The organism is Endozoicomonas sp. PH6C, assembly GCF_059322965.1.
This window is the reverse complement of sequence record NZ_CP185342.1, coordinates 3,088,656-3,103,531: the sequence shown is the minus strand read 5'-3', so window position 1 is coordinate 3,103,531 and position 14,876 is coordinate 3,088,656. Positions and strand designations below refer to the sequence as shown.

At 48.6% G+C, this 14,876-nt stretch carries 12 protein-coding genes; 4 read left to right on the top strand and 8 right to left on the bottom strand.

What is annotated here, in order from left to right:
• The first annotated feature begins 87 nt into the window (after nt 1–87).
• Nucleotides 88–1,089 (top strand): threonine ammonia-lyase, encoded by a 1,002-nt coding sequence (locus ACOMG9_RS11575; protein WP_422452276.1) that lies wholly within the window; start codon nt 88–90, stop codon nt 1,087–1,089.
• Nucleotides 1,090–1,150: 61 nt separating this feature from the next.
• Here the strand turns inward: ACOMG9_RS11575 and rraA are convergent, their stop codons facing one another.
• Entirely contained in the window at nt 1,151–1,633 is a 483-nt protein-coding gene (rraA, locus tag ACOMG9_RS11570; RefSeq protein WP_422133680.1) for a ribonuclease E activity regulator RraA, read from the bottom strand.
• 144 nt (nt 1,634–1,777) lie between these two features.
• Nucleotides 1,778–4,147, bottom strand: coding sequence for a phosphoenolpyruvate synthase (gene ppsA, locus ACOMG9_RS11565; protein ID WP_422137920.1), 2,370 nt, complete (start codon nt 4,145–4,147; stop codon nt 1,778–1,780).
• A 205-nt stretch (nt 4,148–4,352) separates the two neighbouring features.
• On the opposite strand from ppsA, the gene ppsR reads away from it, so the two are divergent.
• Nucleotides 4,353–5,174 (top strand): posphoenolpyruvate synthetase regulatory kinase/phosphorylase PpsR, encoded by an 822-nt coding sequence (ppsR, locus tag ACOMG9_RS11560; protein WP_422133678.1) that lies wholly within the window; start codon nt 4,353–4,355, stop codon nt 5,172–5,174.
• Between the two features lie 26 nt (nt 5,175–5,200).
• Here the strand turns inward: ppsR and prpF are convergent, their stop codons facing one another.
• From prpF to ACOMG9_RS11535, 5 genes are read right to left on the bottom strand one after another with little or no spacing between them, the layout of a single operon-like run.
• Complete coding sequence (gene prpF / locus ACOMG9_RS11555) at nt 5,201–6,391, bottom strand: 2-methylaconitate cis-trans isomerase PrpF (protein ID WP_448217004.1); 1,191 nt, start codon at nt 6,389–6,391, stop codon at nt 5,201–5,203.
• Between the two features lie 2 nt (nt 6,392–6,393).
• Nucleotides 6,394–8,994 (bottom strand): Fe/S-dependent 2-methylisocitrate dehydratase AcnD, encoded by a 2,601-nt coding sequence (gene acnD, locus ACOMG9_RS11550; RefSeq protein WP_448217003.1) that lies wholly within the window; start codon nt 8,992–8,994, stop codon nt 6,394–6,396.
• 18 nt (nt 8,995–9,012) lie between these two features.
• The gene (gene prpC, locus ACOMG9_RS11545) at nt 9,013–10,155 is read right to left on the bottom strand and encodes a bifunctional 2-methylcitrate synthase/citrate synthase (protein WP_422137917.1); all 1,143 of its coding nucleotides are present in this window, start codon (nt 10,153–10,155) and stop codon (nt 9,013–9,015) included.
• A 38-nt stretch (nt 10,156–10,193) separates the two neighbouring features.
• Nucleotides 10,194–11,033 (bottom strand): isocitrate lyase/PEP mutase family protein, encoded by an 840-nt coding sequence (locus ACOMG9_RS11540; protein WP_448217002.1) that lies wholly within the window; start codon nt 11,031–11,033, stop codon nt 10,194–10,196.
• 50 nt (nt 11,034–11,083) lie between these two features.
• Nucleotides 11,084–11,785, bottom strand: a complete 702-nt coding sequence (locus ACOMG9_RS11535) for a GntR family transcriptional regulator (protein ID WP_422452278.1) — start codon at nt 11,783–11,785, stop codon at nt 11,084–11,086.
• A gap of 265 nt (nt 11,786–12,050) precedes the next feature.
• Here ACOMG9_RS11535 and pabB point away from each other — a divergent pair, with 265 nt between their 5' ends.
• A complete protein-coding gene (gene pabB, locus ACOMG9_RS11530; RefSeq protein ID WP_422408958.1) occupies nt 12,051–13,442 on the top strand; it encodes an aminodeoxychorismate synthase component I in 1,392 nt (463 codons plus the stop codon).
• Between the two features lie 72 nt (nt 13,443–13,514).
• Nucleotides 13,515–13,796, top strand: a complete 282-nt coding sequence (locus ACOMG9_RS11525; protein WP_422133671.1) for a hypothetical protein — start codon at nt 13,515–13,517, stop codon at nt 13,794–13,796.
• A gap of 29 nt (nt 13,797–13,825) precedes the next feature.
• Here the strand turns inward: ACOMG9_RS11525 and cysB are convergent, their stop codons facing one another.
• The gene (gene cysB, locus ACOMG9_RS11520) at nt 13,826–14,800 is read right to left on the bottom strand and encodes an HTH-type transcriptional regulator CysB (protein ID WP_494530273.1); all 975 of its coding nucleotides are present in this window, start codon (nt 14,798–14,800) and stop codon (nt 13,826–13,828) included.
• Nucleotides 14,801–14,876 lie beyond the last annotated feature (76 nt).

Genomic DNA, 14,876 nt, shown 5'->3' with positions numbered 1-14,876 from the left:
TATTGCACGCCATTTTCCATACCGATAGGAACTCCCGCCCCCTTCATTGTGTCTATTCTGTACTGAGTTGTACAAAATGGAACCCCTATGCCGACCTCTATGCCTATCCCTGACTTAAAAACCCTGAAGGAAATCTATCAAAGCCTGCAGAGCTACACTCGAAAGACACCTATGATTCCCAGTGAAGAACTGGGAGCCAGGGTCCAAGGCAAAGTATTTGTGAAAGCTGAGTCTCTGCAAAAAACCGGCGCGTTTAAATTCAGGGGAGCCCTCTACAGACTACTAAAACTCACTAAACACGAGAAATCACGAGGCGTTATTGCTTATTCTTCCGGCAACTTTGCCAGAGGACTGGCTGCAGCAGGCGAGATATTGGGCATTGATGTTCACCTTGTTATGCCCGCTGATGCCCCGAAGAACAAGATAGAAAGTGCCCGCGCCCATGGTGCAGACGTTAAACTCTGTTACCAATCCGAACCATCCAGAGAGGAGGCAGCTGCCGCAGAGGCCGTTAGACTTTCCCGGCAGCATGACTACTCTCTGCTTCACCCTTTTGATGATGCTACTCTGATTCAGGGTCAGTCCGCTGTCGCCATGGAAGCTTCCGAACAACTTGAACAGATGGGAGAGACCTGCCATTTCCTGTTATGCCCGACCGGTGGCGGTAGCCTGGCCGCCGGTTCGAGCATGGTTTTTAATACTGTGAACTACCCTGATACCCAAGTGCTGGCTATTGAACCCTCCGGGTACGAAGGAATGACTTTGTCGATTGAAGAGGGGCAGCGCGCCAGAGCAGATGGCAAACTATTCAGCTCCTGTGATGCCCTTCAAGCTTTAAGCCCGGGGGAAAAGAATCTCTCAATCATACAGAATTCAAAGGTCGCCGGCCTGGCCGTTGATGAAGAGTTTGTTCACGAAGGCATCCGATTTGCGGCTTCCAAACTGAAGCTAATCCTCGAGCCCAGTGGCGCTATTGGACTCGGGGCACTATTGCAACACTCAGAAAAGTTCAGGGGAAAAACAACTGTAATCATCGCTTCAGGCGGAAACATTGATATTGAAAAATACGCCATGATCATTCATCGATGACCCAATCATCCTTTCGTGTGATCTAACAGCAGGCTTTTTTCAACCCTCCTTCAAGATTGCGTCATATCAACTGCTCTCGGGAGAAAAGAATTCCATTATTATCGGCGTAAACATAGCCCTCAGGTACAAAATCAACACCGTGAAAAGAGACGACCAGATTGCTTTCACCCACGCCTTTTTTATCTGTCTTCATGGGATGACAGCCCAGCGCCTGAACACCCAGCGGTAAATCGGCAATAATATCGACATCCCTGATGCAGCCATAAATAATAATGCCTGCCCAACCGTTTTCAACGGCACGCTCTGCCAGCATATCGCCCAACATGGCCTTGCGCATGGAACCACCGCCATCAACCACTAACACTCTGCCTTCTCCTGGCTGCCCCACCCACTCACGAACCAGAGAATTATCTTCAAAACACTTCAAGGTCACGACCTGTCCATGAAAAGCATTAACGCCACCAAAGTTTCTGAAACCCGGTTCAACAACGGAGATCTTTTCAGGAAAATCATCACAAAGATCCGGGGTAGTAAACTGAGTCATTCTTTTTTCCTTCTTTTATGAACAAGGTTTGCCGACAAAAAAAGTGTACAGGAATCAATGAAGTGAAGAAGACAAAGGAAGTGAATAGTGAATATAAAGAGAAATGATGAAGCCCGCATTACGGGCTTCATTTAGGGTTCATCGCTATTGAGACTCATTGTCAGCAAGGTACAGCCAGGTTTCCAGCACAGAATCCGGATTAAGAGATACAGTCTCTATACCCTCTTCCATCAACCATTTGGCGAAGTCAGGATGGTCACTCGGACCCTGTCCACAGATACCCACATACTTACCCTGCCTTCTACAAGCCTGAATAGCCATCGACAATAACTGCTTGATAGCAGGATTACGCTCATCAAAGAGATGGGCTATCAGGCCAGAATCCCTGTCCAGACCCAATGTCAGCTGAGTCATATCATTAGAGCCAATGGAGAAACCATCAAAGTATTGCAGGAAGTCATCGGCCATCAACGCATTAGAAGGCAACTCGCACATCATGATGACTCGAAGACCGTTTTCACCTCGCTTCAGGCCAAACTTCTCCATGATGGAAACGACCTGACCCGCTTCTTCCGGGGTTCTGACAAAAGGTACCATCAGCTCAACATTGGTCAGCCCCATTTCATCACGCACCCGCTTCATAGCCCGGCATTCGAGTTCGAAACAATCCTGAAAATCTTCAGAAATATAGCGTGATGCCCCCCGGAAACCCAACATTGGGTTCTCTTCATTGGGCTCATAGAGGTGACCACCCACCAGATTGAAGTACTCATTAGACTTGAAGTCAGACAGACGAACAATGACCTTTTCCGGTGCAAAGGCGGCCGCAATGGTGGAGACTCCCTCAACCAGTTTTTCAACATAAAAGTCTACCGGACTGCTGTAGCCTGATATGCGCTCACCTACCTGTCGCTTCACATCCACAGGCAGCTTGTCAAAATTCAGCAGGGCTTTCGGATGCACACCAATCATTTTGTTGATGATGAATTCAAGTCTTGCCAGACCTACACCTTTGTTGGGTGTACGAGAGAAACTGAAAGCACGATCCGGATTACCTACGTTCATCATCAGCTTGAAAGGCAACTCCGGCATGACATCCAGATCACGAACCTTGTGCTCGAAGTTTAAAAGGCCCTCGTATATAAAACCGGTATCCCCTTCTGCACAAGAAACGGTTACAGGAGTACCTTCCCTGAGCCTGAAGGTCGCATCGCCACAACCCACAACCGCAGGAATACCCAACTCACGAGCAATAATGGCTGCATGACAGGTTCTGCCACCCCGGTTAGTCACGATGGCAGAAGCCCGCTTCATAACTGGTTCCCAATCAGGATCAGTCATATCAGTGACCAGAACATCGCCTTCCTGAACCTTGTCCATCTCATCAATATCTTCGATCAGGCGAACTCTACCCTGACCGATTTTCTGGCCAATACTGCGACCTTCAGCCAGCAATTCGCCCTTCTCTTTAAGGATGAAGCTTTCCAGCTTTCTGCCACTGCTCTGGCTTTGTACCGTTTCAGGACGAGCCTGAACAATGTAGAGCTGCTGATCATCACCATCTTTAGCCCATTCAACATCCATTGGACAACCGTAATGCGCTTCAATAGCCATGGCCTGACGGCACAACTCAGTGACATCCTCATCGTTGATTGAAAACTGCCCTCTGGCATCCAGATCCACATCTACCGTTTCTACCGAACGACCTGCCGAACCGCTGTGGCCATAGATCATCTTGATCGCCTTGCTGCCCAGAGTACGTCTCAGAATACCGGGACGTCCAGCTTTGACAGCAGGCTTATAGACGTAAAATTCATCCGGATTAACAGCACCCTGAACAACTGTCTCACCCAAACCGTAAGAAGCCGTAATAAACACGGCCTGATCAAAACCGGACTCTGTATCCAGAGAGAACAGAACCCCGGAAGAACCGGTCTCGCTGCGCACCATTCTCTGAATACCGGCAGACAGTGCTACATTCCTGTGATCAAAGCCCTGATGAACACGGTAAGCAATAGCACGATCGTTAAAGAGCGAGGCAAACACTTCGCGAACAGCAATCAGCACGTTTTTTGCACCGCGAATATTCAGAAAAGTCTCTTGTTGACCTGCAAAAGAGGCATCGGGAAGGTCTTCCGCAGTCGCTGACGAGCGGACCGCTACTGGCAGGTCATCACTCCCGGAAAGAGACTGGTAAGCTTTAATAATGGACTCTTCCAGTTCCGGCCTGAAAGGTTCCTCCATAATCCAGCGACGGATTTTAGCGCCAGCAGTGGTCAGCGCCCGTATATCATTGATGTCCAGGTCATCCAACAGGCTATGAATTCTTTGATAAAGTCCGTTGCCATCGAGAAAGTCCCGATAAGCCTCGGCCGTTGTTGCAAAACCACCCGGGACTTTTACCCCGGCCTTGCTTAAGCCACTGATCATCTCGCCTAAAGAGGCGTTCTTGCCGCCGACTTTTTCGACGTCTCCCATGCCCAGAGTTTCCAGGCCTACTACAAAATTATTCAAAGCAGCATTCCCCGCTCTTTTCTATCTGCTTATGGCTGTTTCGGTTAGCCAGGCGTGCTTGTATGCTTATGGCCAACTCTTGGCTTTTTTGTACAAAAGACAAACGTCTGTTATACCAGATTCAGTCCAGCCTATCGCTTCCGTGTTACGGTAGGTACACTATGTTAGATTTTGTTATAAAATGAAATACCTTGAAGGAAAAAAAGTGAAAAGAACGGCAATTTTCGTCTCAGATGGCACAGGAATCACTGCAGAATCGTTCGGACAGAGTCTCCTCGCGCAGTTTGAAGGCTATGAGTTTCAACATGTTACCTTCCCTTATATAGATTCCACTGTAAAAACCATTCAGCTGATTGAAAAGATTCACAGCATTCACAAAGTAGAACAGATAAGACCTGTCGTCTTCATGACAGTTCTGAATGAAGACGTCAGTCGCATACTCCACACCAGTGGTGCTTATATAATAGACCTCTTCGAAACTTTTCTGCCGGGTCTTGAGCATGAGTTCGGTCAACACCCCCTCTATAGAACGGGCAAAAAACGTTCCACAACTCACAGCCACATTTACCACCGACGTATAGAAGCTGTTCAGTTCGCTCTTGATAATGATGACGGTGCAAAAACAAGAAATTATGACAAGGCAGATATTATTCTGCTGGGGGCCTCCAGAAGTGGTAAAACCCCGTCCTGCATTTACCTGGGCCTGCAGTTTGGCATATTCGCAGCGAACTATCCGATCACAGAAGAAGATCTGGATGAACCGCTCAGGCTCCCCAAACCCTTGCAGCCACACAGGGACAAATTGTTTGGCCTGACGATTCATCCCGGTCGTCTGGCTGGTATTCGCCACGAAAGACGGCCAAACTCACGCTATTCATCCAGCCAGCAATGTCAGTTTGAAATCCATACGATTGAGCAGATTTATCGCAAGGAACGTATTCCCTACATCAACAGTACTGATTACTCTGTTGAAGAAATTTCTACTCGTATTATGGATCTTGCTCACCTCAAACGACGGCTGAAGTAACATTCGATGGAGTTTTGATTGTCAAATTAAAAAGAATCCCCGGGGACTCTTACCCAGCCTTCCATCAGAACCCGGGCACTGCGGCTCATAATAGCTTTTTTCGCTGTCCAGTCTCCCTTTTCCAGGGCAGCTTCCGCGCCAACTCGCAAGACGCCAGAAGGGTGCCCGAAACGAACCGTATTGCGTTCACCACCACCTGCAGCCAGGTTTACCAATGTTCCGGGAATAGCGGCTGCAGTGGCGATGGCTACTGCGGCAGTTCCCATCATGGCGTGGTGAAGCTTGCCCATGGATAAGGCTCTCACCAATAGATCAATATCATCCATTTTGATCTCTTTACCACTGGATGTGGTATATGGGGCAGGCCTGGCGACAAAAGCAACCTTGGGAGTGTGCTGACGTTTTGCAGCTCCATCCACATGGTCAATGAGCCCCATCCGGACAGCACCATGAGCACGAATGGTTTCAAAACGTGCCACTGCCTCTTCATCACTATTGATGGCTTCCTGCAACTCGACTCCGGAGTAACCCAGCTCTTGCGCATTCAGGAAAATGGTTGGAATACCCGCATTAATCAACGTAGCTTTCAGCGTCCCACTCTCTATAACATGAGAGGGAACTTCCAGATCATCAATCAGGTTACCCGTTGGGAACATAACGCCATCGCCGTCGGCTGGATCAAGAAACTCCACCTGAATTTCTGCCGCCGGAAAGGTCACACCATCCAGCTCAAAGTCCCCAGTCTCCTGAACCTCCCCATTGATGACAGGCACATGGGCAACAATGGTCTTTTTGATGTTGGACTGCCAGATGCGCACCATGGAAACACCATTTTCCGGAACACGGCGGGGATCAACCAGACCTCTACTGATGGCAAAAGCACCAACAGCAGCAGTCAGGTTGCCACAGTTGCCACTCCAGTCTATGAAAGGCTTATCAATGGAAACTTGGCCGAACAGGTAATCCACATCGTGATCTGGCTGACGGCTTTTAGAAAGAATGACAATTTTACTGGTACTCGAAGTAGCCCCGCCCATTCCATCAGTGTGCTTTTCATAAGGATCGGGACTGCCAATCACCCGCAGCAACAGGTTATCCCGGACTTCGCCGGGAATCTGCGCCCGCTCAGGGAGGTCCTCCAGAGTGAAGAAGACTCCTTTACTGGTGCCACCCCGAATATAACTGGCTGGTATCCTGATCTGAGGCACATGCGACATTCTTATTTGCCCTCCAGAAAGTCTTTGGCAAATCGCTGTAGTACACCACCAGCAGCGTATACAGAAACTTCTTCTTGTGTATCAAGGCGACAGGTCACAGTTACTTCCAAGGTTTCACCATTGGCACGATGAATCAGCAGCGTCAGATTCGCTCGTGGAGCAGGCTCACCCAGAACATCATAAGTTTCAGTACCGTCCAGACCCAGAGTTTTACGGGTAGTGCCATCCTTGAATTCAAGTGGCAGAACCCCCATACCCACCAGGTTGGTCCTGTGGATACGTTCAAAACCTTCAGCCACAATAGCTTCAACGCCGGCAAGACGAACCCCTTTCGCAGCCCAGTCACGGGACGACCCCTGGCCATAGTCGGCACCCGCAACAATAACCAGTGGTTGCTTGCGATTCATGTAGGTTTCAATCGCTTCCCACATACGGGTTTCTTTACCTTCAGGCTCAATACGGGCAAGGGAACCCTGTTTCACCGCGCCTCTGTCATCCAGACACATTTCGTTGAGCAGTTTCGGATTAGCAAAGGTCGCTCGCTGCGCGGTCAAATGGTCACCACGGTGTGTGGCATAGGAGTTGTAATCTTCTTCAGGCAATCCCATTTTCGCCAGATATTCACCAGCCGCAGAACTCGCCAGAATGGCATTCGATGGTGACAGGTGATCGGTAGTAATGTTGTCACCCAAAAGTGCCAGAGGACGCATACCCTTCAGTGTTCGCTCACCAGTCAGCACTCCTTCCCAGTAAGGAGGGCGACGGATATAAGTACTCATTGGACGCCAGTCGTAAAGCGGACTACTGGCTTCTTCTACCCTATCCAGATCAAACATAGGGATGTAAACTTCGTTAAACTGCTCTGGTTTCACATTTTCAGCAACGATCGCATCAATATCTTCATCACTTGGCCAGATGTCTTTCAGAGTGACGTCATTGCCGTATTTATCTGTCCCGAGTGCATCTTTTTCTATATCAAAACGAACGGTACCGGCAATGGCATATGCCACTACCAGAGGCGGAGAAGCCAGAAAGGCCTGCTTTGCATAGGGGTGGATACGGCCGTCAAAGTTTCGGTTACCAGATAATACCGCTGTAGAGTAGAGGTCGCGATCAATCAATTCTTTCTGGATGTCCGGGTCAAGGGCACCACTCATACCGTTACAGGTCGTACAGGCATAAGCGACAATTCCAAAACCCAGTTTCTCAAGCTCAGGCAATAAACCAGACGCTTCAAGATAGAGTCTGGCAACTTTGGAGCCTGGCGCAAAAGAGGATTTAACCCAGTGCTTGCGCACCAGACCCAGTTCATTCGCCTTTTTGGCAACAAGGCCCGCAGCCACAACATTGCGAGGGTTGCTGGTATTAGTACAGCTGGTGATCGCAGCAATGATCACTGCACCATCGGGCAGAAGACCGGCTTTTTCTTCGGCCTGAGCTTTGTCCAGATTTACAGCAATGCCACGCTTGGCCAGCTCAGAGGTGGGCAGACGACGATGAGGGTTTGATGGCCCCGCCATATTACGAACAACAGTGGACAGGTCAAACCTGAGTACACGCTCATATTCAGCAGTTTTCAAATCATCAGCCCAGAGCCCGGTTGTCCTGGCATAATTTTCAACCAGCGTCACCTGCTCCGGCTCACGCCCTGTAAGCTTTAGATAGTCGATGGTTTGCTCATCAATGTAAAACATGCTCGCAGAAGCACCAAACTCCGGTGTCATATTGGAAATAGTGGCACGGTCACCAATAGTCAGATCCGCAGCACCTTCACCAAAGAACTCGAGGTAAGAAGAAACAACACGCTCATTACGCAGGAACTCTGTTATGGCCAGAACAATATCGGTTGCGGTAATACCGGGCTGGCGCTTGCCTGATAGCTCAACACCAATAATCTCTGGAAGACGCATCATGGAAGGACGCCCGAGCATAACCGTTTCAGCTTCCAGCCCACCAACACCCATTGCAATAACACCCAAAGCATCAACATGAGGCGTATGGCTGTCTGTACCCACACAGGTGTCCGGATAAGCGACACCATCACGGGCCTGAATCACCGGAGACATTTTCTCCAGATTAATCTGGTGCATGATGCCGTTACCCGCCGGGATAACATCAACATTTTTAAAAGCCGTTTTGGTCCACTCAATAAAATGAAAGCGATCCTCATTACGACGATCTTCAATGGCACGGTTCTTTTCAAAAGCTTGCGGATCATAGCCTCCGAACTCTACAGCAAGAGAGTGGTCAACAATCAACTGCGTGGGAACAACCGGATTAACCTCGGCAGGATCACCTCCCTGTTCGGCAATCGCATCACGAAGGCCAGCCAGATCAACCAGAGCCGTCTGGCCGAGAATGTCATGACACACGACACGGGCTGGATACCAGGGAAAATCAAGCTCACGCTTACGTTCTATGATTTGCTTCAGGGCATCCGTCAGGGTTTCGGGGTCACAGCGACGAACGAGCTGCTCAGCCAGAACCCGGGAAGTATATGGCAAAGTTGCGTAGGCACCAGACTGGATCGCTTCGACGGCTGCACGAGTATCAAAATAATCCAGCTGAGTTCCCCGTAATGGTTTGCGATAGGCAATGTTCATAACTTCAGGCCTTCTGTTTTATAAACGGTCTTCGATCGCAACCCACTCGGCAGTTTCCGGACCTGTGTAGTCAGCAGAAGGACGGATAATACGATTATTGGCACGTTGCTCCATAACGTGTGCCGTCCAGCCAGAAACACGTGAACAAACAAAGATTGGTGTAAACAGCTTGGTTGGAATACCCATAAAGTGATAAGCAGAAGCGTGAAAGAAGTCAGCGTTACAGAACAATTTCTTCTCGCGCCACATGACCGCTTCAACACGCTCGGAAACAGTATACAAGTACTCATCGCCAACCTGCTGAGACAATTTTCTGGACCACTCTTTAATAATGGCGTTACGAGGGTCAGACTCACGGTAAATTGCATGGCCAAAGCCCATAATCTTATCCTTACGAGCCAGCATGGTCATGATGCTTCGTTCTGCCTCATCGGCAGAGCGCCAGTTCTCTATCATAGCCATGGCAGCTTCGTTCGCACCGCCATGCAGAGGTCCACGCAAAGAACCAATCGCAGCCGTTACACAGCTGTGAACGTCAGAAAGTGTGGAAGCACAGACACGGCCGGTGAAGGTGGAAGCATTAAATTCATGCTCGGCGTACAGGATCAGGGAAGCGTGCATTACCTTTACGTGCAGAGGTTCTGGCTTGCTGTCATGCAAAGTCCACAGGAACTGTTCAGCAATGGAATCAGCTTCGGTATCTACATTAATACGAATGCCTTTATGACTGTAGTTGTACCAATAATTGATCATGCCTGGGAAGATGGCCAGCATACGATCGATGTGATCCAGTTGTTCGGAGAAACTATGCTCAGTCTCCAGATTACCCAACACTGAACAACCGGTTCGCATAACGTCCATTGGGTGCGCACCCGCAGGAACCTGCTCTAATACCACCTTCAGGGCATCAGGCAGTGAACGCATCCCTTTCAGACGGGTTTTATAGGCTTCCAGCTCGGACTGATTGGGCAGCTTGCCGTAAAGCAGCAGATAAGCCACTTCTTCAAACTGTGCCTTGTCAGCCAGTTCCTTGATATCATAACCGCGATAAGTCAGACCTGAACCAGTTTTACCAACGGTGCAGAGTGCAGTTTCACCAGCAGACTGACCACGCAGGCCAGCACCACCGGGCTTCTTAATGGAAAGCGTCTTTTCTGCCACGATCGTTCTCCGTTCTTCTTATTGAATAGGTGTCATCACTAAGGATTCAGAAATTCTTCGGTCTTAACCAGTCGCTCACGTTCCTGAAACGTCATCATGCCATTGGCAATGGCACCGCTGTTGCCGTCACGCTTAATGACTTCAAGCACTTCACGCATAGCAGTCACTGCAGCTCTCTGCAGATCGGAAGGAATGATGATCAGTTGATAGCCCATTGCTCTAAGATCTTCTGTAGGTACCAGCGGTGTCTTGCCACTGTAGAACATATTGATCAGTTTCGGGCCAGGTGCCTGTCTCGCGATCTCTTCTATCTGCTTAATAGTCTGGGGAGCTTCGACGAACAACATATCTGCTCCCGCATCAACATAGGCCTTGACCCGTTCGATTGCATCGTCAAAGCCGGTTACCGCAATAGCATCCGTTCGCGCTATGACAGTGACATCACCGGCGTATTTGGCAGCAATGGAAACTTTCCTGCACATTTCTTCACTGGACACCAGAGACTTGCCATCCAGATGCCCGCAACGCTTTGGAAATTCCTGATCTTCCAGGTGAAAGCCACACACTCCGGCGCTTCTGAAAAGTTCTACGGTGCGTCTGACATTTACTTCGTTACCGAAACCGGTATCCGCATCGGCAATCACGGGAAGTGAAGTGGCTTCACAGATTTGACGGACACGTTCGACCACTTCAGTCAAGGTCAGCAGACCAATATCGGGAACACCTGTGCTTCGAGCTATAGCACCACCACTTCCATACAGTGCAGAAAAGCCCGCTTCTTCACCCAGACGAGCAGAGATACCATCGTATACACCAGGCGCGGTAACAATGCCCTCTTTAGCGATCAGTCGACCAAGGGCGTTGTTTTTATCACTCATTTCACGTCCTCTATTTATCCAGAAAAAATATTTCGCCCCTGGGGCAAAGGTTATTTCATTCGTTCATGCTGGTGATTGGAGTCAATGAATTGTTCAATTTCTTTTCTGGCCCGGACAATATGACGGCGCATCAACATTTCGGCCAACTCACCATCACGGTCTTTCAGAGCCCTGAAGATCATCTGATGCTCAGTCAACGCTTCTTCAGGACGAGCAGGACGACCTGAAGTTTTTCGGTACATTTGAATCAGATGATAGAGCTCATCACAGAGCGAACGTATCAGCCTCTGATTGCAGGAACCATGGATCACACGGTAATGAAAATCCAGATCACCCTCCTGATCAATGTATGACTGGCCACTGTGCTCATTAATATGGCTGGCATGTGTTTCAAGCAGGAATTCGAGATCCAGCAGTTGTTGATCGGACATATGGATTGCTGCCAATCGAGCCGCCATGCCCTCAAGCGCTTCCCGAACGGCAAAAATTTCTGACAACTCATTCTGGCTAAGAGTGACTACCCTGGCACCCACATGAGGAGCACGAACAACGAGACCGGCAGCTTCAAGTTTCAAGAGCGCTTCTCGAAGAGGACCACGCCCGACACCGTACTTTCTTGAAAGCTCTGGCTCTGAGATTCTGCTGCCCTGACTTAAACGACCCGAAGTAATATCTCCGATCAGCAGGCCCATCACCTCTTGCGACTGAGTCCCAACACGAACCGGGTCCTTGTTTGCGAACTTTTCTGGCATAAGAATTGTTTACAATATTCTTTTTTTAAGCCATTTATACATTAGTAATGCTTCAAAATACAGATTATTGTTAACAATCTGAAAATTGGCAAAAATTTTTGCAAGATATATTGCTTTCAACTGAATTAAGACTAATTTCTTAGAACCTGACCGGCCTTTGAAAACAGTAATCCTGAACAATAAAACACCAGAAAAGTCCGTAGCGCCAACAATACTCTGAAGGTAAAATGCGCCTCTGATCTGACCCGGGATTTTTATGCCTTTTATGAAAGAGCTATTCATCGTTGAACTGGACTACCTGAGTGACTCCAGCCCTTATTTCGAGCCTTTTATCAAGCAACCCTGGGCATGTTATCTGGACAGCTGCTCTTCCTCATCCTTGAAAGAGCAGCACAATCGCTATGACATCATCACTGCTGATCCCTGGGCCGTCGTCACTGTAGACAGCCACTACCGCATAAAGACCATCAATCGTCTATCCGGTGAAAGTCGGGTTGAGAGCGATCGGTCCCCTTTCAAGATTCTGGATAATTTACTCGCAACCATGTCGGAAGTAGAACACTCTGAATTACCCTTCACGGGTGGCGCCATGGGATTTTGGGGCTACGAGCTTTGCGGTTTGAGTGAGCCGGAAAGGATTCAGTTTCGACAGCTGGAAACGCCTTTAATGAGCGTAGGTCTTTATCATTGGGCCATTATTTCCGACCACCATCAACAAAAAACCGTCTTTTTCAGTCACCCTGATATGCCAGAGAGTAACCGGGAAAGTATTCTTGCTCTCATCCATAACAAAGCAGGCCTCGAGGATTCATCGCCATTTCAGTTGCAGGAAAAATTTTCTACTACCATCAGCGAATCAGAGTATGAATCCGCCTTCAATAAAGTTCAGGACTACATACTTGCAGGTGATACCTATGAAGTAAATCTGACACAGGAATTTACCAGTCGATTCAATGGCGATTGCTGGCAGGCATACAAACATCTCAGGAAAGTGAGTCCAGCGCCCTATTCTGCTTACCTGTCTCATCTCGATGTCACTGTTCTGAGTCACTCGCCAGAACGTTTTATAAAAGTGACTGATTCCAAGGTAGAAACTCACCCCATAAAAGGTACAAGACCCAGAGGTGAAACACCTGAAGAAGATCTTACCCATGCTGAAGAATTATTGGCTAGCGAAAAAGATCGCTCTGAGAATCTGATGATTGTTGACCTGCTGAGAAACGATCTCGGTAAAGTCTGCAAGCCCGGAAGCATAAACGTTCCCAGACTGTTTGAGCTGGAAAGTTATGCTAATGTTCATCACCTGGTCAGCACCGTGACCGGTGAGCTGAGTCAGGAACACAGCATTCTCGAACTGATGGAAGGTGCCTTCCCGGGTGGTTCAGTCACCGGCGCCCCAAAAATCAGGTCCATGGAAATCATTCGTGAACTTGAAGCTGTCGCCAGAAACGTATACTGCGGCGCTATTGGCTATATCAGCTGTAACAACAAGATGGACACCAGCATTACCATCAGGACTCTGGTTGCTCATAATCAAAAGCTTCGCTGCTGGGGTGGAGGTGCCATTGTTGCAGATTCAGACTGTCACCAGGAATATCAGGAATCCATAACCAAGGTAAAAAACCTGATGACAGCTCTCGAAACTTTCTTTGAATAAATAACCACGAGCGAAGAAAAAACAACGTTTTCATAATAAAATAAACCGCAAACCAGCCACAGGAGTCTCTTGATGAAAATCACCATGGTCAAAAAAATAATGGCGGACGGTAGCCCCTGCAAAAAATGCAGTGAAGTTCTGGAGCGACTACAAAGCTCCGGTCACCTTGAAAAAATTGACCAGGTACTGATTGCCAAGGAAGGTGAAACTTCGAGCGAGGGTGCACTTCTGGCCGATCACTACCAGGTAGACAAGGCTCCGTTTTTTGTAGTTGAGGAAGACGGTCAGGAACCGAGAGTCTACACCGTTTACTTCAAGCTGGTGAAGGAAGTGCTGAATCGGCAGGCTGCGTAATGCAGCCGCCACTTCAAAGGAAATAAAAGTCAGTGATCGGGTAGCTGAACACCAGAGAACAGTTCATCTACCTCAGCTTTGTTATGTCTTGAAATCGCTTCCTGCACAACCTCTTTCGTCAAATGTGGCGCAAAATGCTGGATGAAGTCATACATAAATCCGCGCAGGAAGGTCCCTCTTCTGAAACCAATCTTGGTGACACTGGGTTCAAACAGGTGATCCGCATTCAGGGGAACCAGGTCGGAATCCAACTCTGGGTCATAGGCCATCTTCGCAACAATCCCCACACCCAGCTTTAATCTTACATAGGTTTTAATGACATCAGCATCGGTTGCCGTGAAGACAACTCTGGGCGACAAGCCTTCATTCATAAAAGCCTCATCCAGCTTGGAACGACCTGTAAAACCAAATACATAAGTCACCAAAGGATGTCGGGCAACATCCTGAAGTGTCAGTTCAGATACTTGTGCCAGCGGATGATCTTTCGGGACAAGCACACAGCGATTCCAGCGATAGCAGGGCATCATCACCAGATCGTTAAAGAGTTCGAGCGCTTCGGTCGCAATGGCAAAATCGACAACACCGTCAGCGGCCATCTCGGCAATCTGGATCGGAGCGCCCTGATGCATGTGCAGGGACACATCTGGATACTGGGAAATAAAGTTATTGATGATGTCAGGCAGCGCGTAACGTGCCTGGGTATGAGTCGTAGCAATGGACAGAGAGCCTTTACGTTCATCACTGAACTCTTGTGCCACCTGTTTGATGCTTTCGACTTTTCTTAGAATTTCACCCGCAGTTTCTATAATTTTTTCACCAGCCGGGGTGATTCGGGTCAGATGTTTACCGCTGCGGGCAAACACCTCAACACCCAGTTCATCTTCAAGCAGACGAATCTGTTTGCTGATACCAGGTTGCGAGGTATATAAACTCTGCGCTGTGGCGGATACATTGAGATCATGGTGAGCGACCTCCCAGATATAGCGCAGTTGTTGCAGCTTCATTGATGGCCTCCGGTCGAGCTAACGTCTACCCATAGCGTGAAAAAATATAAGCACTCTTAGTTCATAGCGGCATAAG